The organism is Microbacterium sp. KSW4-4, assembly GCF_023091185.1.
Taxonomy (GTDB): domain Bacteria; phylum Actinomycetota; class Actinomycetes; order Actinomycetales; family Microbacteriaceae; genus Microbacterium; species Microbacterium paraoxydans.
Genome location: NZ_JAHWXJ010000001.1, coordinates 1,161,826 through 1,187,630 on the forward strand (window position 1 = coordinate 1,161,826; position 25,805 = coordinate 1,187,630).

The 25,805-nt window shown below is 70.2% G+C and carries 28 protein-coding genes and 2 tRNA genes; 14 read left to right on the forward strand and 16 right to left on the reverse strand.

What is annotated here, in order from left to right:
- Nucleotides 1-15 precede the first annotated feature (15 nt).
- Entirely contained in the window at nt 16-699 is a 684-nt protein-coding gene (locus tag KZC57_RS05750) for a response regulator transcription factor (RefSeq protein ID WP_071328841.1), read from the reverse strand.
- The gene (locus tag KZC57_RS05755; RefSeq protein WP_247641247.1) at nt 696-1,919 is read right to left on the reverse strand and encodes a cell wall metabolism sensor histidine kinase WalK; all 1,224 of its coding nucleotides are present in this window, start codon (nt 1,917-1,919) and stop codon (nt 696-698) included. The genes KZC57_RS05750 and KZC57_RS05755 overlap by 4 nt, the downstream gene beginning before the upstream one ends.
- A 214-nt stretch (nt 1,920-2,133) precedes the next feature.
- Here KZC57_RS05755 and phoU point away from each other — a divergent pair, with 214 nt between their 5' ends.
- Nucleotides 2,134-2,832, forward strand: a complete 699-nt coding sequence (gene phoU / locus KZC57_RS05760; RefSeq protein WP_025104304.1) for a phosphate signaling complex protein PhoU — start codon at nt 2,134-2,136, stop codon at nt 2,830-2,832.
- Nucleotides 2,833-2,912: 80 nt separating this feature from the next.
- On the opposite strand, the gene KZC57_RS05765 is transcribed toward phoU, so the two are convergent.
- Complete coding sequence (locus tag KZC57_RS05765) at nt 2,913-3,662, reverse strand: phosphoglyceromutase (RefSeq protein ID WP_105950264.1); 750 nt, start codon at nt 3,660-3,662, stop codon at nt 2,913-2,915.
- A 59-nt stretch (nt 3,663-3,721) separates the two neighbouring features.
- Here KZC57_RS05765 and KZC57_RS05770 point away from each other — a divergent pair, with 59 nt between their 5' ends.
- Entirely contained in the window at nt 3,722-4,543 is an 822-nt protein-coding gene (locus KZC57_RS05770) for a class I SAM-dependent methyltransferase (protein ID WP_247641248.1), read from the forward strand.
- Nucleotides 4,544-4,684: 141 nt separating this feature from the next.
- On the forward strand, nt 4,685-6,202 hold the full coding sequence (locus tag KZC57_RS05775) for an amino acid permease (RefSeq protein WP_247641249.1): 1,518 nt from the start codon (nt 4,685-4,687) through the stop codon (nt 6,200-6,202).
- 12 nt (nt 6,203-6,214) lie between these two features.
- Here KZC57_RS05775 and KZC57_RS05780 read toward each other — a convergent pair whose 3' ends face one another.
- The 3 genes from KZC57_RS05780 to KZC57_RS05790 form a co-directional block, all read right to left on the reverse strand.
- On the reverse strand, nt 6,215-7,330 hold the full coding sequence (locus KZC57_RS05780) for a glycine cleavage T C-terminal barrel domain-containing protein (protein WP_247641250.1): 1,116 nt from the start codon (nt 7,328-7,330) through the stop codon (nt 6,215-6,217).
- Between the two features lie 12 nt (nt 7,331-7,342).
- Entirely contained in the window at nt 7,343-7,945 is a 603-nt protein-coding gene (locus KZC57_RS05785; RefSeq protein WP_217584225.1) for an FABP family protein, read from the reverse strand.
- Between the two features lie 147 nt (nt 7,946-8,092).
- The gene (locus KZC57_RS05790) at nt 8,093-8,383 is read right to left on the reverse strand and encodes a hypothetical protein (protein WP_062636289.1); all 291 of its coding nucleotides are present in this window, start codon (nt 8,381-8,383) and stop codon (nt 8,093-8,095) included.
- A 74-nt stretch (nt 8,384-8,457) separates the two neighbouring features.
- Between KZC57_RS05790 and KZC57_RS05795 the strand changes: the two genes are divergently transcribed.
- From KZC57_RS05795 to pstB, 7 genes are all read left to right on the forward strand, one after another.
- The gene (locus tag KZC57_RS05795; protein WP_060923071.1) at nt 8,458-9,141 is read left to right on the forward strand and encodes a response regulator transcription factor; all 684 of its coding nucleotides are present in this window, start codon (nt 8,458-8,460) and stop codon (nt 9,139-9,141) included.
- A gap of 45 nt (nt 9,142-9,186) precedes the next feature.
- Nucleotides 9,187-11,355 carry an RNA degradosome polyphosphate kinase gene (locus tag KZC57_RS05800; protein ID WP_247641251.1) on the forward strand — a complete coding sequence of 723 codons (2,169 nt, stop codon included), beginning with the start codon at nt 9,187-9,189 and terminating at the stop codon, nt 11,353-11,355.
- The gene (locus KZC57_RS05805; RefSeq protein ID WP_025104295.1) at nt 11,352-12,338 is read left to right on the forward strand and encodes an NUDIX hydrolase; all 987 of its coding nucleotides are present in this window, start codon (nt 11,352-11,354) and stop codon (nt 12,336-12,338) included. Before KZC57_RS05800 ends, KZC57_RS05805 begins: the two co-directional genes overlap by 4 nt.
- A 227-nt stretch (nt 12,339-12,565) precedes the next feature.
- Nucleotides 12,566-13,669 carry a phosphate ABC transporter substrate-binding protein PstS gene (locus KZC57_RS05810; protein ID WP_060923074.1) on the forward strand — a complete coding sequence of 368 codons (1,104 nt, stop codon included), beginning with the start codon at nt 12,566-12,568 and terminating at the stop codon, nt 13,667-13,669.
- Between the two features lie 106 nt (nt 13,670-13,775).
- Nucleotides 13,776-14,759 (forward strand): phosphate ABC transporter permease subunit PstC, encoded by a 984-nt coding sequence (gene pstC / locus KZC57_RS05815; RefSeq protein WP_060923075.1) that lies wholly within the window; start codon nt 13,776-13,778, stop codon nt 14,757-14,759.
- 1 nt (nt 14,760) lies between these two features.
- Entirely contained in the window at nt 14,761-15,858 is a 1,098-nt protein-coding gene (gene pstA, locus KZC57_RS05820) for a phosphate ABC transporter permease PstA (RefSeq protein ID WP_060923076.1), read from the forward strand.
- Nucleotides 15,859-15,887: 29 nt separating this feature from the next.
- Nucleotides 15,888-16,667, forward strand: a complete 780-nt coding sequence (gene pstB, locus KZC57_RS05825; RefSeq protein WP_025104291.1) for a phosphate ABC transporter ATP-binding protein PstB — start codon at nt 15,888-15,890, stop codon at nt 16,665-16,667.
- Between the two features lie 74 nt (nt 16,668-16,741).
- Here pstB and KZC57_RS05830 read toward each other — a convergent pair whose 3' ends face one another.
- The 5 genes from KZC57_RS05830 to KZC57_RS05850 all read right to left on the reverse strand — a co-directional run bounded on the left by KZC57_RS05830 (nt 16,742) and on the right by KZC57_RS05850 (nt 21,570).
- The gene (locus KZC57_RS05830) at nt 16,742-17,626 is read right to left on the reverse strand and encodes an aminodeoxychorismate lyase (RefSeq protein WP_060923077.1); all 885 of its coding nucleotides are present in this window, start codon (nt 17,624-17,626) and stop codon (nt 16,742-16,744) included.
- Nucleotides 17,627-17,797: 171 nt separating this feature from the next.
- Nucleotides 17,798-18,427 carry a hypothetical protein gene (locus KZC57_RS05835; protein WP_060923078.1) on the reverse strand — a complete coding sequence of 210 codons (630 nt, stop codon included), beginning with the start codon at nt 18,425-18,427 and terminating at the stop codon, nt 17,798-17,800.
- 29 nt (nt 18,428-18,456) lie between these two features.
- Entirely contained in the window at nt 18,457-19,227 is a 771-nt protein-coding gene (locus KZC57_RS05840; RefSeq protein ID WP_247641252.1) for an anti-sigma factor, read from the reverse strand.
- Nucleotides 19,224-19,826, reverse strand: a complete 603-nt coding sequence (gene sigK / locus KZC57_RS05845; RefSeq protein WP_174521451.1) for an ECF RNA polymerase sigma factor SigK — start codon at nt 19,824-19,826, stop codon at nt 19,224-19,226. Before sigK ends, KZC57_RS05840 begins: the two co-directional genes overlap by 4 nt.
- Before the next feature lie 31 nt (nt 19,827-19,857).
- A complete protein-coding gene (locus tag KZC57_RS05850) occupies nt 19,858-21,570 on the reverse strand; it encodes a cytochrome c biogenesis protein DipZ (RefSeq protein ID WP_247641253.1) in 1,713 nt (570 codons plus the stop codon).
- 167 nt (nt 21,571-21,737) lie between these two features.
- On the opposite strand from KZC57_RS05850, the gene KZC57_RS05855 reads away from it, so the two are divergent.
- The gene (locus tag KZC57_RS05855; RefSeq protein WP_105950821.1) at nt 21,738-22,397 is read left to right on the forward strand and encodes a fasciclin domain-containing protein; all 660 of its coding nucleotides are present in this window, start codon (nt 21,738-21,740) and stop codon (nt 22,395-22,397) included.
- A gap of 135 nt (nt 22,398-22,532) precedes the next feature.
- Nucleotides 22,533-22,605: transfer RNA gene (locus KZC57_RS05860), tRNA-Lys, on the forward strand.
- Between the two features lie 8 nt (nt 22,606-22,613).
- Here KZC57_RS05860 and KZC57_RS05865 read toward each other — a convergent pair.
- Nucleotides 22,614-23,078: a hypothetical protein gene (locus tag KZC57_RS05865; RefSeq protein WP_060922992.1), complete on the reverse strand. Its 465-nt coding sequence runs from the start codon at nt 23,076-23,078 to the stop codon at nt 22,614-22,616.
- 157 nt (nt 23,079-23,235) lie between these two features.
- Between KZC57_RS05865 and KZC57_RS05870 the strand changes: the two genes are divergently transcribed.
- The gene (locus KZC57_RS05870) at nt 23,236-23,781 is read left to right on the forward strand and encodes a type 1 glutamine amidotransferase domain-containing protein (RefSeq protein ID WP_247641254.1); all 546 of its coding nucleotides are present in this window, start codon (nt 23,236-23,238) and stop codon (nt 23,779-23,781) included.
- Nucleotides 23,782-23,784: 3 nt separating this feature from the next.
- Here KZC57_RS05870 and KZC57_RS05875 read toward each other — a convergent pair whose 3' ends face one another.
- Nucleotides 23,785-24,303, reverse strand: coding sequence for a CGNR zinc finger domain-containing protein (locus KZC57_RS05875; protein WP_247641255.1), 519 nt, complete (start codon nt 24,301-24,303; stop codon nt 23,785-23,787).
- Between the two features lie 25 nt (nt 24,304-24,328).
- Here KZC57_RS05875 and KZC57_RS05880 point away from each other — a divergent pair, with 25 nt between their 5' ends.
- Nucleotides 24,329-24,547: a hypothetical protein gene (locus KZC57_RS05880; protein WP_105950271.1), complete on the forward strand. Its 219-nt coding sequence runs from the start codon at nt 24,329-24,331 to the stop codon at nt 24,545-24,547.
- Here KZC57_RS05880 and KZC57_RS05885 read toward each other — a convergent pair.
- The 3 genes from KZC57_RS05885 to KZC57_RS05895 form a co-directional block, all read right to left on the reverse strand.
- Nucleotides 24,528-25,061 (reverse strand): DUF1697 domain-containing protein, encoded by a 534-nt coding sequence (locus KZC57_RS05885; RefSeq protein ID WP_105950272.1) that lies wholly within the window; start codon nt 25,059-25,061, stop codon nt 24,528-24,530. The two genes, KZC57_RS05880 and KZC57_RS05885, sit on opposite strands and share 20 nt — an antisense overlap.
- On the reverse strand, nt 25,058-25,639 hold the full coding sequence (locus KZC57_RS05890; protein WP_217584231.1) for an isochorismatase family protein: 582 nt from the start codon (nt 25,637-25,639) through the stop codon (nt 25,058-25,060). Before KZC57_RS05890 ends, KZC57_RS05885 begins: the two co-directional genes overlap by 4 nt.
- A 78-nt stretch (nt 25,640-25,717) precedes the next feature.
- Nucleotides 25,718-25,790: transfer RNA gene (locus tag KZC57_RS05895), tRNA-Thr, on the reverse strand.
- Nucleotides 25,791-25,805 lie beyond the last annotated feature (15 nt).

Here is a 25,805-nt window from a genome sequence, read left to right on the forward strand (position 1 = left end):
CTCTCGCGTCTGTCATCAGCCCTCGAAGCGATACCCCAGGCCGCGGACGGTCACGAGCATCACCGGCTCGCTGGGGTTCTCCTCGATCCGCGAGCGGATGCGCTTGATGTGCACGTCGAGCGTCTTGGTGTCGCCGAAGTAGTCGCTCCCCCACACCCGGTCGATGAGCTGGCCCCGCGTGAGCACGCGTCCCGAGTTGCGCATCAGCACCTCCAGGAGCTCGAACTCCTTCAAGGGCATGTTGATCTGCTCGCCCGCGACCGACACCGTGTGCCGATCGATGTCGAGCGAGACGCGCCCGCCCTCCAGCACCCGTTCGTCCAACTCGCCCTCGGCCTGCACGACGCGTCGCAGCACCGCCCGCATCCGGGCGAGGAGCTCCCGCGACGAGTAGGGCTTGGTGATGTAGTCGTCCGCTCCGAGTTCGAGTCCCACGACGATGTCGACCTCGGAGTCCTTGGCGGTCAGCATGATGATCGGCACGGCGGACGTCGAGCGGATCTGACGGCACACTTCGGTCCCCGGCATCCCCGGCAGCATGAGGTCGAGGAGCACGATGTCGGCGCCGCGCTCCCGGAACGCCGTGAGCGCACCGGGACCGTCCTCGGCGATCTCGACCTCGTAGCCCTCGCGGCGCAGCAGGTACGCGAGGGGGTCGGCGAGGTCGGGCTCGTCTTCGACGAGAAGGATGCGGGTCATGCGGTCTCTCCGTTTCGGACGCGCGTCGCCCCGGTCGCGGGGGCGCCCTTGCGTGCGCGCTTCTTCTTGCTCTTCTTGCCCTGTCCGGCGTTCGCGGGAGCGTCGATGCGAGGCAGGCGGATGGTGAACGTCGATCCTCGGCCGGGGCGCGACCACAGCCGCACCTCTCCCCCGTGCCGCTGAGTGGCATGCTTGACGATGGACAGCCCGAGGCCGGTGCCGCCGGTGCGCCGCGAGCGGGCTTCGTCGGCACGGTAGAACCGCTCGAAGATGCGCTCGCGATCGGCCTCGGCGATCCCGATGCCCTGGTCGGACACGGCGATCTCCACGACCTCGTCGTCGGCCTTCACCCCGACGCCCACCCGGGAGCCGCGGGGCGAGTAGACGATCGCGTTGGCGATGAGGTTGCCGACGGCCTCGATGAGGATCTGCGCGTCGCCGCGGACCCAGACGCCGCGGTCTCCACCGCGGGCGAGCTCCACACCGGCGGAGTCGGCCTGCACGACGTGGGCTTCGATCGAGGAGGCGATGACCTCGTCGATCGAAACGGGGGCGACCTCGGTCAGCCCGTCCTCGGCCTGCAGCCGGGACAGGCTCATGATGCGTCCGGTGAGCTGACCGAGGCGGCCCGCCTCCGCCGAGATCCGGGACGCGAACGCCCGCACCTGGGCGGGATCGTCGGCGGCGGACTCGATGGCCTCGGCGAGCAGGCTCACGGCCCCGACGGGCGTCTTGAGCTCGTGGCTCGTGTTGGCCACGAAGTCACGGCGCATCTGATCGAGGCGCTCCTGCTCGGTCACGTCGCGGATGATGAGGAGCACGAGGCGCGTGCCGATGGCGCTCGCCCTGGCCGACACGAGGCGCGGGTCGAGGCTGAGACCGCCGCGGGTGATGCGCAGCGACTCGGTCGCCGTCTCCCCCGTCGAGCGGACGCCCCGCACGAGCTGCCGGAGCTCCGGGTTCTCGAGCGTCGATCCGACCTCGATCCCGAACCGTGCGGCGGCTTTCGACGTGGCGAGCACGAGGCCGGAGACGTCGACGACGCACGCGGCGTCGTCCATGCTGCGCAGCACGTCGGTGATCCCGGGCGGGATCGTCATCGACGTCTCCTCCTCCGCCCGCGCCCGCGCCCGATAGGCCCAGACGACGAGGAGGGAGAGGCCCACCCCGATCGCCAACCCGATGGCGAGGGAGGACAGCGCGAGCTGCGGCAGGGTCATGACTCCAGCGTAGAGCGCGTTCACCGTCGATCCGGCGGGTTTCCGCGCCATCCCGGGGAGCGGAGACGTACTATTCACTCGCCGGGCACCGTTCGTTAACCTTCGGAGCAGACAATCGCTTCAGGCCTGCGCGCGCGCAGTCCTCACCCCTGCGGACGCCCCGCCGCCCCGCGCTGGACCGTCAGCCGGATCCGAACGAAAGGTTGCGCCCACCATGCGCGAAGTCTTCCACCAGTCCCTCGAGGACCTGCAGTCCCGCCTCGTCGAGATCGCCGAGCTCGTGACGGTCTCCATCGACAAGGCCACCCGCGCGTTCGCCACGAGCGACGTCGCGCTGGCCGAGGAGGTCATCGCCGACGACGCCAAGATCGACGAGCTCGCGGTGGCGCTGGACGAGCAGGCCATCGAGATCCTCGCCCGACAGCAGCCGGTCGCGCGCGACCTCCGGATCGTCGTCACGGCGCTCCGCGTCAGCGCGTCCCTGGAGCGGATGGGCGACATGTCCGAGCACATCGCCCAGCTCGCCCGCCTGCGCTTCCCGGAGCGCGCGATCCCGAAGGGCCTCAAGGGCACGTTCGTGAAGATGGGCGAGCTCGACGTGGAGATCTCGCGCACGCTCACGGAGCTCCTCCGCACCCAGGACCTGAAGTTCGCGGATGCCATCCGCAACGCCGATGACGACGTCGATGAGCTGCACGCCAGCGTCTTCGAGAAGGTGCTCAGCGACAACTGGAAGGGCGAGGCCGTCGCCACGGTCGATGCGACGCTCGCGAGCCGGTACCACGAGCGCTTCGCGGACCACGCGGTCGCCGTCGCCAAGAAGGTCGTCTACCTCGCGACGGGCGACTGGCACGTCGAGGAGGAGGACATCGCCCTCGCGGTGGAGCAGCAGGAGCAGCTCGGCCACGCCTGACCGAGCCCCCGCCTTATCGCCGAGACCCCCTGCTGCAGGCGACTGCAGCAGGGGGTCTCGGCGTGAAATCGGGGTCTCGGTTACTTCTTGCCCTGGGCGGCGACGGCCGCGGCACCGGCGGCGGCGGCCTCCGGGTCGAGGTAGCGGCCGGGGCCCGTCGGCGCGTTGTGCTCGTCGAGCTCGTACACGAGCGGGATGCCGGTGGGGATGTTGAGGCCGGCGATGTCGTCGTCGCTGATGCCCTCGAGGTGCTTGACGAGGCCGCGCAGCGAATTGCCGTGCGCCGTCACGAGGACGGTCTTGCCGGCTTCCAGGTCGGGGACGATCTCCGCGTCCCAGTACGGCAGGAGACGGTCGATGACGAGCTTGAGCGACTCCGTGCGCGGCACCTCGCCGTCGATGCCCTCGTAGCGGGCGTCACCCACCTGGCTGAACTCGCTCGCGTCGTCCAGCGGGGGCGGCGGCACGTCGAACGAGCGGCGCCACAGCTGGAACTGCTCCGGACCGAACTCCTCGAGCGTCTGCGCCTTGTCCTTGCCCTGCAGCGCCCCGTAGTGGCGCTCGTTGAGCCGCCAGGAGCGCTTCACCGGGATCCACAGCCGGTCGGCCGCATCCAGCGCGATGTCGGCAGTCTGGATCGCCCGGCTCAGCAGCGACGTGTGCAGCACGTCGGGCAGGATGCCGGACTCGGCGAGCAGCTCACCGCCGCGACGGGCCTCGCCCTTGCCCTGCGCGGTCAGGCGGACGTCCACCCAGCCGGTGAAGAGGTTCAGTTCGTTCCACTCGCTCTGGCCGTGGCGGAGCAGGATCAGGGTGCGCTTCGCAGTCATGTCGCCAGTTTATCCGGGGCGCGGAGCGGGCACAGCGGCGGAGGAGGGAGGATGGACGCATGGCGTCATCTCCCCTCGGTCGGCCGACCCGCGGCACGACAGGGACGAACCGGCTGCGACGGAACGACCGGTGGATCGCCGCCTCCCCCGCCTTCCGACGCGCGGCCGACCCCCTCGTCGTCGACCTCGGGTTCGGGGCGAGCGGGGTGACCGCGTTCGAGCTGGCCGCCCGGCTGCGACGCGTGCGGCCGGATGCGGAGGTGCGCGGCCTGGAGCTCGACCCGGACCGGGTGGCGACCGCGGAGCAGCAGCTCGCCGAGGTCCGGGCCGGCCGGACCCCCTTCCCCGCCGATCTCCGCGTCTCCTTCGCCCGCGGCGGATTCGAGGTACCGCTCCCCGGCGGTCGGCGCCCCGCCGTCATCCGGGCGATGAACGTCCTGCGGCAGTATGACGAGGCCGAGGTGGCCGCCGCCTGGCGGACGATGGCGCACCGCCTCGCGCCGGACGGGCTCCTGGTGGAGGGCACCTGCGACGAGATCGGGCGCGTGGCGAGCTGGGTCGACGTCGATCCCGGCGGCACGCCGCTCCGCTTCACCGTCTCCCTCCGCCTCCGCGGGCTCGAGGTCCCGAGCATCGTGGCGGAGCGGCTGCCCAAGGCCCTCATCCATCGCAACGTCCCCGGCGAGCGCATCCACGCGCTGCTCGTCGAGCTGGACCGGGAGTGGGAGCGCGCCGCTCCCCTGTCGACCTTCGGCGCCACGCAGCGCTTCCTCGCCGCGGTGACGGCGCTGCGCGCGCAGGGCTGGCCTGTGCAGGGCGGGCGGAGCCGGTGGCGGCTGGGGGAGCTCACCCTGCCGTGGGGCGCCGTGGCACCGGCCTGACGCGCCCCGCGAGGACACGCCCCTGCTGTATTCCGGTGCGCACCTCCTCACGGGCCTGCGGGCCGCTAGCGTCGTACGCGGCGGGCCGTACCGACGCGTGCGCCGACTCGATCGCCATGCGTTCCCAGGGCAGGAGAGGCGATGGCGACCGAGAACGCGAAGGCGGAAGGATCCGCGGAGGCACAGGAGAACGACCGCGAGCGACTCGGCGACGTCCTGACGTCGGCGCAGGACTTCTCCCACGAGCAGTCCGGCTACCGCACCGCGTTGAAGGCGCGGCACCTGCAGATGATCGCCCTCGGCGGCGCGATCGGGACTGGACTGTTCATGGGGGCGGGCGGACGCCTGAACGCCGCAGGACCCCTGCTGGCCGTCTCCTATCTGGTGTGCGGGGTGTTCGCCTTCTTCATCCTCCGCGCCCTCGGAGAGCTCGTCATCCACCGCCCCTCCTCCGGATCGTTCATCTCGTACGCGCGGGAGTTCTTCGGCGAGAGACTGGCCTTCGCCGCGGGCTGGCTGTATCTGCTGAACTGGGGCATGACGGCGATCGTCGACTCCACGGCCGTGGCGCTCTACGTCCACTACTGGTCGGCGTTCCGCGTCGTGCCGCAGTGGCTGCTCGCGCTGATCGCCCTGGTCGTCGTCGTCGGCCTCAACCTCGTCTCGGTCCGGCTGTTCGGCGAGATGGAGTTCTGGTTCGCGCTCGTGAAGGTCGCCGCGCTGGCGCTGTTCCTCGTGATCGGCGTGGTGTTCCTCGCGGCCGGCTGGCAGACCGACGAGGGACCGACGGGGATCCCCATGCTCGCAGCGCACGGAGGCTTCGCACCGGAGGGGGTGCTCCCCGCCGTGATCGTGATGCAGGGGGTCGTCTTCGCGTACGCCTCGATCGAGCTGATCGGCACCGCCGCCGGCGAGACCGCGGACCCGGAGAAGGTGATGCCCCGGGCCGTCAACTCGGTGATCCTGCGCATCGCGGTGTTCTATGTCGGATCGGTGCTGCTCCTCGCCCTGCTGCTCCCATACACGGTGTACCGCGCCGGGGAGAGCCCGTTCGTGACGTTCTTCTCGCACGTGGGAGGGCCGGACGTGGGGGCGGTGGCCGGCAGCGCCATGAACTTCATCGTGATCACCGCCGCGGTCTCCGGGCTGAACGCCGGGCTCTACTCGACGGGCCGGGTCTTCCGCTCGCTCGCGAGTTCGGGCGCCGCACCCCGCGCGACCGGGCGGATGAGCCGTCGCGGCGTGCCCGTCGTGGGGATCCTCGTCACCGCCGTGTTCGCCCTCGCTGGTGTCCTGCTGAACGCGGTGGTGCCGGGACAGGCCTTCGAGATCGTGCTCAACATGTCCGCGCTGGGGATCATCGCGGCCTGGGCGACCATCATCCTCTGCCAGCTCCGGCTGTACCGGCTGTCGCGGCGCGGCCTCGTCGAGCGCCCGTCGTTCCGCCTCTTCGGTGCACCGTACACCTCGTATCTGACGCTGGCGTTCCTCGCGTCCGTCGTCGTGCTCATGGCCTTCGACTATCCGACGGGCACCTGGACGGTCGCCAGCCTCGGCGTGCTGATCCCTGCGCTCATCGGCGGCTGGTTCCTGGCCCGAGCACGGATCCGGGAGCTCGCCGCGCAGCGCTCGGCGGCCGGACCGGGAGTCGAGATCTGACGGACGCCCCGCTCAAACGCCGGCGTCGCGGGGATCGGGCGCCGTCGGGCGGCGGGACAGCCGCGTCAGGCGCGGGACGTCCGCGGTGGCGCCGGCATCGGCCGGGACGATGATCTGCTGGGACGCGGCGACGTCGATCCCTTCGGCCCGGACGACGAGATCACCAATCGGGGCGCGACGGGACAGGAGGGCGAGGGCGATCGGCCCGTCTTCATGATGCCGCGCGGAGGAGGTGATGTGCCCGACCTCGTCGTCGCCCGCGAACACGGGGGCTCCGGGTTCCGGAAGCACGGCGTCGCTGCCGTCGAGCTGGAGCAGAGCGAGCCGCCGCGGCGGATGGCCGAGGTTGTGCACCTTCGCGACCGTCTCCTGGCCGCGATAGCAGCCCTTGTTCAGGTGCACGGCGCTGCGGAGCCAGTCCGACTCGTGCGGCAGCGATCGCTCGTCCACCTCGGCCGCCCACCGCGGGCGCCAGGCGGCGATGCGCAGAGCCTCGGCGGCGAGGAGACCGGCGGCGTCCTCCCGATCGAGCTCCGCGGCGAGCGCCCGCGCCGCCGCCTCGGGCACGATGCCGACCCGCCAGGCGAGGTCGGCCCCGGGGTGCGCGGCCACGTCGGCATACTGATGGCCGCCGACGGCGACCTGCTGCCACGGGTCGACCCAGATCCGCGCGTCGTCGAGGCCGCGCACGCGCTCGGCCGCGGGACCGCCGTCGACGAAGCCGAGCAGCGCGAGGTCGGGGCGCAGCTCGACCGTGGCTTGGGTGCGGAACTTCATCCGCGTCAGCCAGGTCGCCAGACCCTCGGCATCGCCGGCGTCCGCCAGGAGCCAGGTCGAGGTGCCGTCGTCGAGGACCCCGGCCGCGTGCTCCACCCGTCCCTGCGGATCGAGGACGAGGAGCTCGGTGCTCTCCCCCGCGCGCAGATGACCCACCGCCTGCGACGTGATGGAGTCGAGCCAGGGGAGGCGTTCGGGGCCGGACACCTCGATGACCGCCCGGTCGTCGAGGGGCGCGATCGCCGTTCCGGCCGCGAGGCGGCGCTGCTCCCGGAACGGATCGCCGAAGTGGGCGATCCCGCGCTCCCCTGCTGTCGCGCCGGGGACGCCGTCGAAGACGCTGGTGCTCACGGTGTGCTCCGTTCAGACGCGAGCGAGACGTGCCGAGGCGTGCGCCCGCAGAGGTGTGCCGAGGGCGGCGATGTCCCACGCCCACAGCAGGTGCCCGTCGACGAGCCCGTACATCCGCGCGGCGGAGCCGTAGTCCTTGGCACCGGCGCCGCGCACGATCGCGTCCGACGCGAGGTCGACCCGCGGTCCGTTGATCTCGCCGAGGTAGTACTCGAGCATGCCGTCCGAGCGCGCCAGCGACACCTCGAGCGGGAACGCGCCGTTGTCGGACCGCAGCGCCTCCACGTCGTCGACCGTGCGGGTGACGGGTGTCGCCGTCGGCGGCAGCAGCGCCGGTCCCGCGTCGGTCGCCGCGGCCGGACGCGCCAGGCGCCAGAAACCGGACTCGGCGGTCAGCGGGACGGCGGGCGCACCCTCGTCACCGACGAAGGTCGCCGTGGCCGCGTAGTTGAGGAACGGTCCCCCGTCGTGGCTGAAGCTGACGCGATGGGTGAACTCGCCCTGCAGACGCTCCTCGCCGACCGGGTAGTCGATCACCCCGGACCCCTCCCACACGCCGATCAGCCACGCCAGCGGGGCGAGGTCGGCGGGAAGGTCCGTGGGGAGTTCGATCATGTCGTCAGCGCTGGCCGCGGAAGAGGTTGCGCAGCACCACGGCCGACACGAAAACGATCGCGAGGCTCGCCAGGCCGAGCAGGCCGATGAAGAAGATTTCGAGCGCCATGATGTCCATGACCTCCACCTTACCCCCGGCGATCCGGGTCAGGAGGGGATGAGGGCGGCCAGGCCGAAGCCGACCGAGATGATCCCCATCAGCAGCAGCGCACCGGTCACGCTGCTCGCGACGCGGAAGATGAAGCCCTGCGTGCGCCCGTACCAGAGCTGCACGGCGAAGGAGAGCAGCACCACCGCGCCGAAGCCGACCAGCATCCAGGGGATGCGCCACTCCTCCGGAGCGAAGATCCCGATGACGATGCTGCCGACGAACGCGGTCGCCCAGACCGCGATGACGCCGGTGAAGGCGTTGCGGGGCGCGAGTGCCGGTTCTGACATGTCTCCATTCTTGCGCATCGGTGGCCGCTATCATGGCGGCACGGCGTCGATCCCCCCGCCGGTGAGGAGTGCGCGTGGCCCTGGTGCTGGTTCTGACCAATGCTCCGCTCTCGGAGCAGGTGCTGCCCGCCCTCGAGCTGCTGAGCCATCGCACGCGGCAGATCCCGGCGGAGCCGGCGCAGCTGATCAATGCCCCGGAGTACGACATCGTCATCGTCGACGGCCGTCACGACCTGGTCGGGGCGAAGTCGCTGTGCCGTCTGCTGCGGGCCACCGGCCAGGATGCGCCGCTGCTGCTCGTGGTGACCGAGGGCGGCATGAGCGCCCTGTCCGGCGAATGGGGCATCGACGACGTGCTCCTGTCCACCGCCGGCCCCGCGGAGATCGACGCGCGCGTGCGTCTGGCGCTCGCGCGACGGGACGAGGTCGCCGAACCGGCGCGCGTGCAGGCCTCCGGCGTCACGATCGACGAGCAGTCCTACTCGGCCAAGCTCCACGGGCGGCCGCTGGACCTCACCTACAAGGAGTTCCAGCTCCTGCACTTCCTCGCCACCCACCCGTCCCGGGTGTTCACCCGCGAGCAGCTGCTCAGCGAGGTGTGGGGGTACGACTACTTCGGCGGCACCAGGACCGTCGACGTGCACGTGCGACGGCTCCGCGCCAAGCTCGGCGATCAGGAGCAGATCATCGGCACCGTGCGCAACGTCGGGTACCGCTTCAACGTCTACGAGGACGACAGCCTGGTCGGCTCGCGCTGACCGCCGTTCACACGCCCGACACCTGCCGGTGCTTAGATGTACCCCATGATCGATCCCGCACTCGCCGACGCCGGCCTCGGTGACGCCGAAGACGACGACTTCGACGACGCCGTCGAGGCGCCGGACTCGCAGCTCCCCGACCATCGCTACCTGGACCGCGAGCTGAGCTGGCTCGCGTTCAACCAGCGGGTGCTCGAACTCGCGGAGGACCCGTCGCTGCCGGAGCTGGAGCGGGCGAACTTCCTGGCGATCTTCGCCAGCAACCTCGACGAGTTCTTCATGGTGCGCGTGGCCGGTCTCAAGCGGCGCATCATGACCGGTCTCGCCGTGCCGACCAACATCGGACGCTCCCCCGTCGATGCCCTCGCCGACATCTCTCGGGAAGCGCACGCCCTCCAGCTCCGCCACGCGGACGCCTGGACGAAGCTCGTCCGCCCCGCCCTCGCCGACTCCGGCATCGAGATCACGGAGTGGTCGGATCTCACCGGCGACGAGCGCAGCGCGCTGTCCGACTACTTCGGCGCGCAGGTCTTCCCGGTGCTGATGCCGCTGGCGGTCGACCCGGCGCACCCGTTCCCCTACATCTCCGGACTCTCCCTGAACCTCGCGATCCGCATCCGCAATGCGCGGACCGGCCGCCAGGAGTTCGCGCGCCTCAAGGTGCCGCCCATGCTGCCTCGCTTCGTCGAGGTGCCGTCCACGGGCGAGATCAAGCGCTTCCTCCGCCTCGAGGAGCTCATCGCCAACCACCTCGGCGATCTCTTCCCCGGCATGGAGGTGCTCGACCACCACGCGTTCCGCCTCACCCGCAACGAGGACGTGGAGATCGAGGAGGACGAGAGCGAGAACCTCATCCAGGCGCTGGAGGCCGAGCTGCTGCGCCGCCGGTTCGGGCCGCCGATCCGGCTCGAGATCACCGACGACATGGACGAGGTCACGATGGACCTCCTCGTGCGCGAGCTCGACATCACCGACCAGGAGGTCTACCGCCTCCCCGGGCCGCTCGATCTGCGGGGCCTCTTCGACCTGTCACGCATCGATCGCCCCGATCTGCGGTACCCGCCGCACCTCCCCACGACCGCGGTGGCCTTCCAGCCGACGGGCTCCAACACCCGTGCCGACATCTTCAAGGCGATCCGGAAGTCCGACGTGCTCGTGCACCACCCGTACGAGTCCTTCACCACGAGCGTCCAGGCGTTCCTCGAGCAGGCCGCCCGCGATCCGCACGTGCTCGCCATCAAGCAGACGCTGTACCGGACGTCCGGGGACAGCCCCGTCGTGCAGGCCCTCATCGATGCGGCCGAGGCCGGCAAGCAGGTGCTCGCGCTCGTCGAGGTGAAGGCCCGCTTCGACGAGGCCAACAACATCGTGTGGGCGCGCAAGCTCGAGAAGGCCGGCGTGCACGTGGTGTACGGCCTCGTCGGACTCAAGACCCACTGCAAGCTCGCCCTCGTGATCCGCGAGGAGGAGGGCAGACTCCAGCACTACTCGCACGTCGGCACCGGCAACTACAACCCGAAGACGAGCCGAATCTACGAGGACTTCGGTCTGTTCACCGCCGATGCCCAGGTCGGCAAGGACCTCACCCGGCTGTTCAACGAACTCAGCGGCTACGCGATCGAGAAGAAGTTCAAGCGTCTGCTCGTCGCCCCGCTCCACCTCCGCAAGGGCCTCGTGCGGCTGATCGACGCCGAGCGCCGGATCGCCGAGTCGGGCAAGCCCGCGCACATCCGCATCAAGGTCAACTCGATGGTCGACGAGGAGATCATCGACGCGCTCTACCGCGCCAGCGCCGCGGGGGTGAAGGTCGACGTGTGGGTGCGTGGAATCTGCAGCCTGCGGCCCGACCTCGACGGGATCAGCGACAACATCACCGTGCGCAGCATCCTCGGCCGCTACCTCGAGCACTCGCGCATCTTCACGTTCGAGAACGATGGCGACCCGCAGGTGTACATCGGCAGCGCCGACATGATGCACCGCAACCTCGATCGGCGCGTCGAGGCCCTGGTGCGGGTCACCGACCCCGCGCATCTCAAGGAGCTCACCGCCTTCTTCGACCTGGCGATGGACGACCGGACCTCGTCGTGGCACCTCGGCCGCGACGGCGTGTGGGAGCGCCACGCCGTGGATGCCGACGGCAAGCCGCTCACCGACCTGCAGGATAAGACCATGGGGATGATCCAGCGACGTCGTCGGGCACGGGCGGTTCGATGACGGCGCGGCAGGTCCAGCTCCCGCCGTCCGCGGCCGACGCGAAGTGGGCGGACAAGGCCGTGTACGCGGCCGGCGCCGTCGTCTGGCGTCTGGTCGACGGCAAGCTGCGGATCCTGCTCATCCATCGCACGAAGTACCGCGACGTCACCCTCCCGAAGGGCAAGGTCGACCCGGGCGAGATGCTCGCGGAGACCGCCGTCCGTGAGGTGCACGAGGAGACCGGCATCCGCGTGGCCCTCGGCGTGCCGGTCGGGATCAGCCGCTATCACCTCGCGTCCCGCAAGCAGAAGGTCGTGCACTACTGGGCTGCCGAGGCGACGGACGCCGCGATCCGCGCGTCGACCTTCGTGCCCAACCGCGAGATCGCCGCCCTCGAGTGGGTCAGCGTGAAGAAGGCCCGTGCCGCGCTGAGCTACCCCGTCGACCTCGAGATCCTCGATGCGTTCGCGGCCCTCGTCGACGACGGCGTGCTGCGGACCTTCCCGGTGATCGCCCTCCGGCACGCGAAGGCCCTGCCCCGTTCGGAGTGGGACAAGGCGGACGCGGCCCGGCCGCTCACCGACCGCGGGAAGCGCCAGGCCAAGGCCATCGTCGGACCGCTCCGCGCTTTCGGCGTGCGCAAGATCGTCACCAGCGACGCGGTGCGCTGCGTGCAGACCGTCACGCCGCTCGCCAAGGCCCTGGACCGCAAGCCGGTCCTCACCGAGAAGATCAGCCAGGACGCCTGGGAGGACGGCGTCGCCGATCTCCGCTCCGTCGTCGGCCGCCGCATCCGCGCCGGCAAGCCCGCCGTGCTCTGCAGCCACGGCCCGGTGCTGCCTGCGCTCCTCTCGGAGATCGCCCTCGCGACCGGCACGGTGCACGGCTCGTACGTCGGCAGCGCCGCCGATCTGGAGACCGGCGCGTTCTCCGTGGTGCACGTCTCGGCCACCAATCCCGGCTCCGGCATCATCTCGATCGAGACCCACGCCCCGAAGGTCTGATCCCTCCCCCACGTTCGAATCGCGCACTTCGCTGCATCCGGGCCGGGGATGCCGCAAAGTGGGCGATTCGAAACGGCGGGGCCGCGCCGTGACGGGGATCGGTGACAGAGAGTCGCCGGCCGTTCACCTGCCGTTCACCTGCGCGGGAGAGTCTCGTTAACCGTCGCCCCTAGCGTCACTGTGTGCCCTGCACCGGGCCCCACCCCTCCAAGATCGAAGGATCCACAGTGAAGATCTCCCGAATCGCACGAATCGGCGCCATCGGCGCCGTCGCCGCTCTCGCCCTCGCCGGCTGTGCCGCGAACGAAGGCGGAGCCGGCGGCTCCAGCGAAGAGCCCTCGGAGTCCACGCTCTCCGGCACGATCGACGCGACCGGCGCGTCGTCGCAGACCGCAGCCCAGGAGGCCTGGGTCGCCGCCTTCCAGACGGCCAACCCCGATGTGACGGTCAACTACGAGCCCACCGGCTCGGGCACCGGCCGCGAGAACTTCCTCGAGGGCGGCAGCAACTTCATCGGCTCCGACCGCGCGTTCAACGACGAGGAGATCGCCGCCGGCGGCTTCGGCGCCTGCACCACCGACGACATCGTCGAGGTCCCCCTCTATATCTCCCCCGTCGCCGTCGCCTTCAACCTCGAGGGCATCGACACGCTGAACCTCGACGCCGCCACGATCGCGGGCATCTTCGCCGGCACGATCACCAACTGGAACGACGAGGCCATCGCCGCCCTGAACGACGGCGTCGAGCTCCCCGACCTGGCGATCTCGCCGGTGCACCGCTCCGACCCCTCGGGCACGCAGGAGACCTTCGCCAAGTACCTCAGCGCGACGGCCCCCGACGTCTGGACCTACGAGGTCTCCGACGAGTGGCCGATCCAGGGTGGCGAGGCCGCTCAGGGCACCTCGGGCGTGAAGCAGGCCCTCACCGCCGGCAACGGTGCGATCGGCTTCCTCGACGCCTCGCAGGCGGACGGCCTCGGCCAGGTCGCCGTGGGAGTCGGCGAGGACTTCGTCTCCTACTCGGCCGAGGCCGCCGCGAAGCTCGTCGAGGGCTCGCCGCTCGCCGAGGGCCGTGGTGAGGGCGACCTCGTCTTCGACGTCGACCCGGCCGCTGCTGCGGACGGCGCCTACCCGATCGCCCTGGTCAGCTACCTCATCGGCTGCGAGCAGTACGAGGACAGCAACGTCGCGGAGCTCGTGAAGGAGTACTTCACGTATGTCGCGAGCGCCGAGGGCCAGGACGCCGCTGCGGAGAACGCCGGCAGCGCCCCGATCTCGGACGGCCTGCGCGAGCAGGTCCAGGCCGCGATCGACCTCATCCAGGTCGGCTGATCCTGCCGATCCACTGACGACGGTGCCCCCGCGTCCCCGAGCGGGCGCGGGGGCTCCGCCAGGTCAGCACCCGATCCATCTCCACCCGGCCCGAAACAGGGAGATCATGAGCACGACCGCGCAGGAGCCGACAACGGCACCGGCACCGACACCGGCGCCGCCCACACCGATCAAGGCCAAGCAGCGCCTCGGCGACCGGGTCTTCTCCGGCACCGCGCTGGCGGCCGGCATCATCATCCTGATCGTGCTGGCGCTCGTCGCTGCCTTCCTCATCATCCAGAGCCTGCCGGCGTTCCAGCTCGACACCACCGACAACCACATCCTGCGGGGCGAGTCGTTCTGGGTGTACGTCTGGCCGCTCGTCTTCGGCACCCTCTGGGCATCGTTCATCGCCCTGCTGATCGCCGCCCCCATCGCCATCGGCATCGCGCTCTTCATCTCGCACTACGCCCACCGGCGGCTGGCGTCGTTCCTCGGCTACATCATCGACCTGCTCGCCGCGGTGCCCTCCGTGGTGTTCGGCCTCTGGGGCGGCCTCGTGCTCGCCCCCATGCTCCAGCCGATCTACGTGTGGCTCAACGAGAACGCCTCGTGGGTGCCGTTCTTCGGCGGTCAGGTCTCCGCGACGGGCAAGACCATCCTCACCGCCGCCCTCGTCCTCGCCGTGATGTGCATCCCGATCATGACCGCCATCTGCCGCGAGGTCTTCCTGCAGACCCCCAAGCTCCACGAGGAGGCGGCCCTCGCCCTCGGCTCCACGCGCTGGGAGATGGTCCGCATGGCCGTCCTCCCCTTCGCCCGCGGCGGCATGGTGTCGGCGGCGATGCTCGCCCTCGGCCGCGCGCTCGGCGAGACGATGGCCGTGACGATGGTGCTCTCCCCCTCGGCGGTCGTCAGCTTCCTCGTGCTCACCGCCACCAACCCCACGCCGATCCCCGCGAACATCGCGCTCGCCTTCCCGGAGGCGCACGGCACCGGCGTGAACACGCTGATCGCGACCGGCCTCATCCTCTTCGTCGTGACCTTCGCGGTCAACGCGCTGGCGCGCTGGATCGTCGCCCGCCGCGCCGAGTTCTCGGGAGCGAACTGACATGACCGCCCTCACCAGCGCTCCGCCCGCCGCGAGCACCACCGCCCTCACCTCCGGCCGCCTGCCGAAGTGGGCTCCGTGGGCCCTCCTCGGCGTCTCGTTCGTCGTGTCCGCCGCCGTCTTCGGTGTCGCCGCCGCCGGCTCCGACACCCCGCTCGCGGACTTCAACATCGCGGGCACCGTCATCGTCGGCATCCTGCTCTACATGGTGATCATCACGGTGATCTCCTCCATCGCCGAGAGCCGCCGCAAGGCCGTCGACCGCCTGATGACGGCCCTCGTCGCCACGGCCTTCCTCATCGCCCTGCTGCCGCTGATCTCGCTGCTGTGGACCGTGGTGGCAAACGGCCTCGAGCGCTTCGACGCCGAGTTCTTCACCTACTCGATGCGCAACGTCGTCGGCGACGGCGGCGGTATCGTGCACGCCATCTGGGGCACCGTCCTCATCACGCTCACGGCCACGATCATCTCGGTGCCGGTCGGTCTGATGACCTCGATCTACCTCGTCGAGTACGGCCGCGGCAAGATCGCCAAGGCCATCACGTTCTTCGTCGACGTGATGACGGGCATCCCCTCGATCGTCGCGGGTCTGTTCATCTACGCGGTGTTCGCCCTCCTGATCCGTCCCGGGATCTCGATGGGCTTCATGGGCGCGCTCGCCCTCGCCGTGCTGATGACCCCTGTCGTCGTGCGCGGCAGCGAGGAGCTGCTCCGGATCGTCCCGAACGAGCTGCGCGAGGCCTCCTACGCCCTGGGCGTGCCGAAGTGGCTCACGATCCTCAAGGTCGTCCTGCCCACCTCGATCGCGGGCATCATGACCTCGGTCATGCTCGCCATCTCCCGCGTGATCGGCGAGACCGCCCCGCTGCTGCTCACCGCCGGCTTCACGCAGAGCCTCAACACGAACATCTTCGACGGTCAGATGATGACCCTCCCGGTGTTCGCCTACAACCAGTACATGAACCAGGGCACGAGCCCGGACGCCGCCGTCGCGCGCGCCTGGGCCGCCGCCCTCACCCTCATCCTCATCGTCATGGTGCTGAACCTGCTCGCCCGCCTGATCGCGAAGCTGTTCGCCCCGAAGGTCAACGGCCGCTGAGCGCCCGACCACTCAGAATAGGAATCCACGTGTCCAAGAGCATCGAAGTCAACGACCTCAACGTCTACTACGGCAACTTCCTCGCGGTCGAAGGCGTCTCCCTCGACATCCAGCCGCGCAGCGTCACGGCCTTCATCGGCCCGTCGGGCTGCGGCAAGTCCACCTTCCTCCGCACCCTCAACCGCATGCACGAGGTGATCCCCGGCGCCCGCGTGGAGGGTGAGGTGCTGCTCGACGGCAAGGACCTCTACGGTGCCGGCGTGGACCCGGTGCTCGTGCGGCGCCAGGTCGGCATGGTGTTCCAGCGGCCGAACCCGTTCCCCACGATGTCGATCAAGGAGAACGTGCTCGCCGGCGTGAAGCTCAACAACAAGCGCATGTCGAAGAGCGAGCAGGACGACCTCGTCGAGAAGTCCCTCACCGGCGCGAACCTGTGGAACGAGGTCAAGGACCGCCTCGACCGCCCGGGTTCCGGGCTCTCGGGCGGCCAGCAGCAGCGTCTCTGCATCGCCCGCGCGATCGCCGTCTCCCCTGAGGTGCTGCTGATGGACGAGCCGTGCTCCGCCCTCGACCCCATCTCGACCTACGCGATCGAGGAGCTGATCGGCGAGCTCAAGAACGAGTTCACGATCGTGATCGTGACGCACAACATGCAGCAGGCGAGCCGGGTCTCCGACAAGACCGCGTTCTTCAACATCGCCGGCACCGGCAAGCCCGGCAAGCTCATCGAGTACGACGACACCACGAGCATCTTCACGACCCCGTCGGTGCAGGCCACCGAGGACTACGTCTCCGGCCGCTTCGGCTGACCCGCACCCTTTCGACCTTCGGGCCCGGACGCCTCGCGTCCGGGCCCGTTCTCGTCTCCGTCCCGCCGGAGGGCTCAGTCGCGCGGGGAGAGGAGGTAGGCGTTGAGGTCGTCCGTGAGGGCGGTGTCGACGGGGACCGGCGTGCCGTCGATCGCGGTGATGGCGGTCGCGAGACGCACGCTCGACACGAGCCATGCGGCGTCAGCCTGCGTCAGATCGGTGGCGGGGATGCGGTCGTACCCGACCTCGAAGCCCCGCGCGAGAAGGTGGTCGTAGACGCTGAGCTGCGTGGTGCCGTGCAGGATCCCGCCGTTCGGGGCCGGCGTCGTGAAGCGGTCGCCGAAGCGCAGGATGAGGGAGGCCGTCGGAGCCTCCAGCACGAAGCCGTCGCTCGACAGGAAGATCGCGTCGTCGGCTCCGCGGCGCTTGGCCTCGCGCAGGGCCGCCATGTTCACCGCGTAGGACAGCGTCTTGGCTCCGAGCAGCAGCCAGGGCGCCCGTTCCGCGGCGCCGAGGTCGTATCCGCGGTCGAGGGTGACGACCTTGACGCCGTTCCGCCGTACCGCGGCGAAGTCCGCCGCCGGAGCCGCCGTGACCCACGCGGTCGGCGTCGGCCCGTGCTCGACGCCGCGGCTGAGGATCAGCTTGATGACCGACTCCCCCGCGCCGAGCTGTGCGGCGGCCTGCTGGATCGCCTGCCGCCACTGCTCCTGGTTCGGCACCGGAAGGTCGCAGAGTCGCGCCGAGTGCGCAAGACGCTCCAGATGCGGGACGACCTCCTGCGCATGTCCGTCGATCACGCCGATGGACTCGAACACGCCGTCGCCCCGTTGCGTGCTCAGCTCGCCGACACTGAGGGCGGGGGCCGCGGCGTCCACCTGCGTGAACGTGTCGGCGTAGTCGGCACGCTGCTCGTCGGCGGCGACGGGATCGATCATGAGGGCGAAGCGACGGGTCATGTCACCGAGCCTAGGCCGCCGGGAATACCCACCGCGTCCTCGCGTTACACTGGAGTGGCCGGGCCGCATAACCCCGGGCTCCAATTTTCGCCGCTGCGAGCGGCCTTCCGCCGAGAGGCGTTCTTGCGGCCCGGTCTTTCTCTGTCCGGATGATGTCCCGCCCGCTCGGACTCAGGCCAGGGCACCGGTGCGCCACAGGGCCGCCGACGCCGCGAGGTCCTGGGCATAGCTGCTCAGTCGCAGCGCCCGCGTGGTGAGCTCGCTGGCCCGCGCGGGCTCCGTGGGCTCGTAGTCGTCGGCGGTGTGCGTCGCCCCCGAGGCCTGGACGCGGCAGAACGCCGCCGCGCGTTCCAGCGCCACGGCGAAGTCGCCGCGGAAGGCGCCGCGCAGGATCGTGTCGATGAGCGCGACGAGCTCGTCCGGGCTCGCCGGCACGGGCGCCCCGGCGACCACGGCGTCGGCCGACGGCAGCTCGACCCGGCCCCGGTCGTAGAGCAGGGCCGCGGTGCGCGGATCGCCGTGGATCGCGAGCTGGAGGACGTACAGCCGCCACAGCGACCCCGGGAGGGTGCGCGACGGCGCCTTCGACCACAGTTCCGCGATCTCGTCGATGCCGTGCTCGCTCGTGAAGGCGATCAGCCGCTCGACGCTCGCCCCGCTCTCGTCCTCGCGGACGCGGGTCAGCAACGCGGAGGCGGTGGCGTGCGCGACGCGTGTCTCCTCGGCGGGATCATGGGCGCCGACGATGTTGTCGAAGGCGCTCGTCGGACGACGCACGGGGCGATGGTGCTGCTCGGGCATCCCTCCAGGGTACGCCCCGCCTCCGGCGCTCAGGCCGTCGGGATGACGATCACCGGGTCGGTCGTGGGCAGTCCGGACGGCGATCCGCCCTCCTGCTCGACCGTCACCGCGATGGCGTCGCCGGCCTGCATCTCGCCCTCGAGGAGCGCGGTGGCCTCCCCGCCGTCGACATCGAACACGCCGGCGGCGATCGGGTCCTCCCCGCGTACGAACCACAGCTCGTACGTCTTGCCGTCCGCGACCTCGGGCAGCCCGTCCGTGACGAGTACGGCCTTGCCGACCGAGCCCGACCAGTGCGCGGTGGCCGTCGCGCCGTCGTCGAGCTCGACCGTCGCCTTCTGCGCGTCGCCCGCGGATTCGATCTCCTGCAGCGCGACGACACTCGCCGGGCGGTTCAACTGGTCGTTCAGCGCGACCGCACCGATGCCGACGCCCACCAGGAGCGCGAGACACGCGGCGAGCGCGAACGCGAGCCGGGTCCAGCGGCGAGCCGGGCCGGGAGAGGCGGCGCCGGAGGCGGGGCTCTCGTCCGCGGAGCCGTCGGGCTCGGAGGCGGATGCGGATGCGGCGCCCTGCGGAGTCTGGGCGATCTGCGCGAGCAGGGACGCACGGATGCCGGCGGGTGGGGCGACCGGGGCCACGCCGTCCGCGAGGAGAGCGGCCGTATCGGCGTCGGCGTCGTCCTGCGCCGCCCACTCCGGGTGCTCGGCGAGGGCACGGCGGTACCGACGCTCGTCGTCCGCCGAGAGCGCGTGGAGTGCGGCACCTGCCGCGAGCTCCGTGAAGTCCTTCTCGTTCATGCCGTCACCCCCATCGCCGTGCGGAGCCGGGTCAGCCCGTCTCTCATCCGTGTCTTGATCGTGCCCAGCGGTGCTCCCACGAGCGCCGCGATCTCGTTCTGACTGTAACCGCCGTAGTAGGCGAGGACGAGCGCCTCCCGCTGCGCCTCCGGAAGCCCGGTCAGCGCCGCGACGACCCGCTCTCCTTCGATCCCCAGCTCGACCCGTTCCGCCACGCTGTCGTGCGCGACGCCGAGGTCCTTGAATCCCGCGCGCACGTCCCGGTCCGCACTCGACTGCGAAGCCCGCACCCGATCCACGGCCCGGCGATGCGCGATTGTCATCACCCAGGTTCGTCCCTGTCCCTTGTTCGGAGCGAACCGGGAAGCGGATTGCCAGATCTCGAGGAAGACCTCCTGCAGCACTTCCTCGCTCTGCGCGCGGTTCACGAGCACGCGGAGGATGAGACCGAAGACGCGGGAGGAGAGGGAGTCGTACAGAGCCGCGAAGGCAGCCTGATCACCGGAGGCGACGCGGACGAGGAGGTCGGCGACAGCATCCTGCGGCGCCGTCCCGTCCTCGGGGACGTCCATCCCATCGATGACCATCTCCATAAGCATGCCGTATCTCCTCCCTCTTCCCGTGCAGACGTCACCCGAATGTGAACGAATACACCTCGACGCCGGTGGGGACCTCGAGCGTGAACGTGCCCTTCGCGATGTCGTCCTGCTCGAGCAGCCCGTAGGAGCGTGGCGTCCCGTCGATCCGGATCGTCTGCGCGTTCCCGTCGGCGTCGGTGACCACCACCTCCCCCGACCCCGCGACGACCATGCGCACCTCAGCCGCCCGATACTGCAACCGGATCCGCGCGTCGTCAGCGGTCGGCGTCACATACTGGGTCTCCACCGTCCAGTCGCCGTCCAGGGCGAAGCTGTCGTCGGGCTGGTCGTCCGGGAAGCGGAAGCTGCCGTCTCCGCGACGGTACTCGTCGCCGCCGCCGTAGTTGACGTCCTTCGAGGAGCCGAGGAAGGTCTCCCGGGTCGTGGCTCCCACGTCCGGGGTCTCGTCCTTCACGTCCGTGGCGGCGGGGAGATCGACGTCGGGGTCGGCGTCCTGCAGCAGCTCCCGGATCATCGCCTCCGTCGCGGCGTAGTTGCCCTCGCCGAAGGAGATGTGGCGCACGGTCCCCTCCGCGTCGATGAGGTAGTGCGCGGGCCAGTAGCGGTTGCGGTAGTTGGTCCAGGTGGAGAGGGTGTTGTCGAGAGCGACGGGGTACTCGATGCCGAAGTCGCGCGCGCCCGCCGCGACGTTCCCCGGATCCTTCTCGAACGCGTACTCGGGCGAGTGGATGCCGATCACCTGCAGTCCCGCGTCCCGATAGGCCTCGTCCCAGGCCACGACGTGCGGGATGGAGCGCTGGCAGTTGATGCAGGAGTACGCCCAGAAGTCGATGAGGACCACCTGGCCGCGCAGGTCCTTCAGGTCGATCGCCTCCCCGTCCGGGGTGTTGAGCCACTGCTGGATCCCCTTGATGGAGGGCGCCGTCCCGCAGGACTCCAGCTCGGTCGCGCCGTTCGTGCACTTGTCGAGGTCCTTGTTCTCCTCGTTCACCAGGCCGCCGAGGTCGAGGGCGTCCTGCACCTGCTCGGAGTCGGCGATCTGCTCCTGCAGGGGCGCGGTGTAGTCCGGGAGCAGACGCTGCAGCGCCTGCGGCACGTTGAACACGAGACCAACGGCGAGGCCGATCATCGCCACGCCGGCGGCGATCCGGAGCGCCCGCTCCTTCGTCCGGAAGGCCCGGATGCGCTCGATGACACTGCGCCCCGCGAGCGCGAAGACCAGCAGGGGCACCGCGACGCCGATCGCGAAGGAGACGGTGAGGAGCACGGTGCCCACGCCGATCTGCCCCGTGGAGCCGGCGACGATGATGGCCGCGAGGACCGGGCCCGCGCACGGGACGAACACGGCCCCGAGGGCGAGGCCGACACCGAAGCCGTTGCCGCGGTTCTTCACCTCGCGCTGTCCGAAGCGCTGGAACGGCCGCTCCAGGATGTGCTGGAACCGCGGCACGATGAGTCCCACCCCGATGACGACCAGCACCGCGATGCCGACCCAGCGGATGATGTCCTGCGGCAGGTTCAGCAGGCCCAGCAGGAGCGAGCCGGCGAGCGTCACGAGCGTGAAGCTCAGCACGAGGCCGGCGATGACGAAGTAGGGGCGGCTGCGCTTCGCCGGCACCGCCTCCCCCTCGTAGGACGCCGACTGGGCACCGCCGGTGAGGAAGATCACCGGGAGCACGGGCAGGATGCACGGCGAGATGCCGGTGATGAGCCCGCCGAGCAGGCCGATGATGATCAGGTCCATGAGGTCCTCGTCTCTGTCGGGTGCTGTTCGCGCCGACCCCCCGCAGCGGATTGGATCGGATCCGATTTCGGAGAATCTCGAAATTCCTCCCATCCGATCCGGGGAGGCTTCCGAACAGCCCTCGACGCCACGGAGAGGCCGTGGCCGGAGTTTCGAAGGAGCTCGACATGTTCAGCACCAAGAAGAAGGTCACCGCAGCAGTCACCCTGGGTCTGGCGAGCGCATTCCTGCTCTCGGCATGTTCCATGGGCAGCGGAACGAGCACGGAGGAGTCGTCGGAGCCGACGACCCCGGAGTCGTCGGAGTCGACGCCGATGGAGATGGATCCCGCCGCGAACCTCGTCGGCCCCGGCTGCGAGGCCTACGCGGAGGAGGTCCCGGACGGCGCCGGTTCCATCCAGGGCATGTCCCAGGACCCGGTGGCGGTCGCCGCCTCGAACAACCCCATGCTGACGACGCTCGTGTCGGCGGTCAGCGGTGAGCTGAACCCCGACGTGAACCTCGTCGACACGCTCAACGGCGACGAGTTCACCGTGTTCGCCCCGGTCGACGACGCCTTCGCGAAGATCGACGCCGCGACCATCGAGACGCTGAAGACCGACAGCGACCTGCTGACCTCGATCCTCACGTACCACGTGGTCCCCGGCCAGATCGAGCCGTCCGACATCGAGGGCATGCACACCACCGTCCAGGGCGCCGACCTCGAGGTGACCGGCAGCGGTGACGAGTGGATGGTCAACGACGCCAACGTCATCTGCGGCGGCGTGCAGACCGCGAACGCGACCGTGTACCTCATCGACTCGGTCCTGATGCCCCCGGCTGAGTAAGCCAGGGATGGTGCCGGCGACCCGACCGGCACACGGCCTCCCCTGTTGTCAGGAGGGACACGGGGCAGGTGAAGGGGCCGTCGGCGGCTGTGGCGCCGACGGCCCCTCGTCGTGCGCCCCCTAGACTGGAAGCACGGGCCTCTAGCTCAGTTGGCAGAGCATCGGACTTTTAATCCGCGGGTCGTGGGTTCGAGCCCCACGGGGCCCACCGCATCCTCAGTCGTCGCCGCCGGCGTTCCCGGCGAGCAGGTCGTCGCGGATCCCGGCGACGCCGTCCGGCAGCGTCTCGCCGTGCATCACGAAGTCCGGGGCCTCGGGGCTCCCCCCGATGCCGCAGACGGCGACGTTGTCCTGACCGTCGATCGTCTCCGGGACGGCCACGAACCACACCGCCGACTCTTCCAGCCACTCCGTGGTCGCCATGTCGGCGAAGAACGTCGCATCCGGCGAGATCGAGCGGATCTTCTCGGTGCAGAGAGAGACGAGCTGCCCCTTCGCGAAGGCGCCGGCAGCCGGCGGCGCGGACGTCTCCGTGGGCGTCGGGGCCGTGGTCGGGACGGGCGAGGACGACGGCGTCTCCGAGGGGGTGGAGGTCACGGTCGGTGTCGGCTCCGGAGCCGGCGTGCAGCCGGCGAGGACGACCAGCACCGGCAGGAGGAGGAGAGCAGGGCGGAGGCGCATGTCTGGATCGTATCGAGTCGCCGATGCCATTCCCGCCAGCGCGGCCGCTCTGTATCACCGTCGTCCGCGGCTGGCCACCCCCTGGCGACGCCCGGAGCCCTGCGAGAGGGTCGAGGAGTCCCCGGAACAGGGCGACTTCCTACCGAAAGGACGGACCATGACTCTCACCGGAAACCGCGTGGCATTCCTGGCGACGGACGGCTTCGAGGACAGCGAGCTCACGAGCCCCTGGGAGGCGGTGACGACGGAGGGCGCGAGCGCCACACTCATCGCCCCGGACGGAGCAGCGATCACCGGGAAGAACGGCCACGAACAGGCCGTCGACCTGAAGGCCGTGGACGCCAGCGCCGACCAGTTCGACGCGCTCGTGCTGCCCGGCGGCGTGGTGAACGCGGATCACCTCCGGATGGATCAGGCCTCCATCGACCTGGCACGCGCGTTTTTCGAGCAGCACAAGCCGGTGGGCGTCATCTGCCACGGCGCCTGGATCCTCATCGAGGCCGGCGTCGTCGACGGCCGGACGATCACGAGCTACCCGAGCCTGAAGACCGATCTCCGCAATGCCGGCGCGAGCTGGGTGGACGAGGAGGTCGTGGTCGACGAGGGGCTCGTGTCGAGCCGCACCCCCGATGACCTCCCGGCGTTCAACGCCAAGCTGGTCGAGGAGATCGGCGAGGGCAAGCACGCGGGACAGACCGCCTGACCATCAGCTCACGCGCGCCCGATGGCGCCGCACGGCCGCCCGGTTCGCGCACCTCACGGAGCAGAACCGCTGGCGGCCGTTGCGCGTCACGTCCGCGACGACGTTGGTGCACGGCGGCGCGTCGCAGCGCCCGAGTCGGTTCATCCCCCGGGTCACGAGGTGCAGCGCCGTGCCGAGGTTGATGATCGCGCGCAGCACGAAGGGCAGCGAGCGCACGTCGTCCCGGTAGTGCAGGTGCCAGCCCTCGTCATCGTGATTGGTGAGCCGCGGATAGGCGCCCGCGGTGGCGAGCTGATCGTTGAGCAGGGCGGCCCGCGCATCGGGGTCCGGTTCATCCACGATGGCCAGCCAGTCGTCGATCACGACGCGCACCTGCGCGTGGTCGTCGGGGGCCGGCGGAAACGTCTGCGTCATCCCCAGCGCGAGCGCGCGTTCCTCGATCCCCGCGCGGTCCTCCGGCCAGTCGTTCGCGAGGGAGGCGGCGAGGAGCACCGCATACTCCCCGTAAGGGTTGAGATGCATAAGACCATTACATCACGCTGGTCCCATGGCCTCCTCCGACACCCTCCCGATCCCCCGTCTCACCTCCCCCGACGACACCCACGAGCACGCCTGGCTCGTGGAGTCGCGCCATCCCACGAGCGAGGGCGTCGTGCTGTACGTCCGGTGCCCGGACTGCGATTCTCGTCGGGTGGACCTCGCCCCGCATGCCCAGATGCCGCCGACCGCGCTGAGCCGGGCCGTGGTCACGCCGTCAGCGCGATGAGCTTCCGCACCGTGCGCAGGTTGCGCGCCGTGCCGGGAACCCCGAGCGCCCGGTCGAGCACGGCTTTCGAGAGCTTCGTCGTGTGCACCCCGCCGGGGGCGTAGTCGATCCACAGATCGTGTCCGACCAGGGCGAGGCGCTCCCCCGGCATCAGGCGCTCGTGCAGAGCCTCGAGAGCCCCGGGGGCGGGCTCACCCTCGAGGAACATCGCGTGCACGAGCTTCAGCTCCCCCTCCGGGAAGGGCTGGGCCGCTTCGGACTCGGCGAGCTCGGCGTGCGTGCGATGGATGACCGGTGTGTCGACACCGAACTCCGCCGCGATGAGCGCCCGGACCGTCGCGCAGGCCGCCGCGGGTTCTCGCGGCGTCGCGCAGAGGATGTTGCCGCTCGCGATGTAGGTGGAGACGTCCCCCAGGTCGGTCTCGGCGGCGAGCAGCTCGCGCAGCCGCATCATCGGCACACTGTTGCGTCCGCTGACGTTGACCGCGCGGAGGAGGAGGACGCTGCGACTCACGTCTCCGCGCTCTCCAGCAGTTCGGCACCGGCGTGTGCAAGCTCGGCGAGAGCAGCGGCACTGGGTTCGGGGGCGACCCCGGCGATCAGGTCGGTGAGCACACGGACGTGGACGCCGTGGGCGATCGCGTCGAGCGCAGAAGCCCGGACGCAGTGGTCCGTGGCGATGCCGACGACATCGGCCGTCACGACGCCGGCCGCACTCAGCACCGCGGCGACCGTCGCACCGTCGTCGGTCACCCCCTCGAACATCGAGTAGGCCGGGCGGCCCTGGCCCTTGCGCACGTGGTGGGTGACACGGTCGGTCACGAGCAACGGATCATACTCGGCTCCGGCCATGCCGGCGACGCAATGCACGGGCCAGGAGTCGGTGTAGTCCGGGGTCGTGGAGAAGTGGCCGCCGTTGTCGCCGTCGGCATCGTGCCAGTCCCGGGAGGCCACGATCACCTCGTAGTCGTCGGCGTGGGACGCGAGGTAGGCGGAGACGGCGGAGGCCACCGCGTCACCGCCCGGAACCGCGAGGGCACCACCCTCGGTGAAGTCGTTCTGCACGTCGACGATGAGAAGCGCTCTGCTCATGCTCCGAGAGTACGCCCCGCGGCCGGGCCCGGAGACGAGGAAACCCCCGGGACCACGAGGGTTCCGGGGGTTTTCCTGAGCCGCTTGTCAGAATCGAACTGACGACCTTTTCATTACGAGTGAAATGCTCTGCCGACTGAGCTAAAGCGGCGTGCGACGCGTGAGC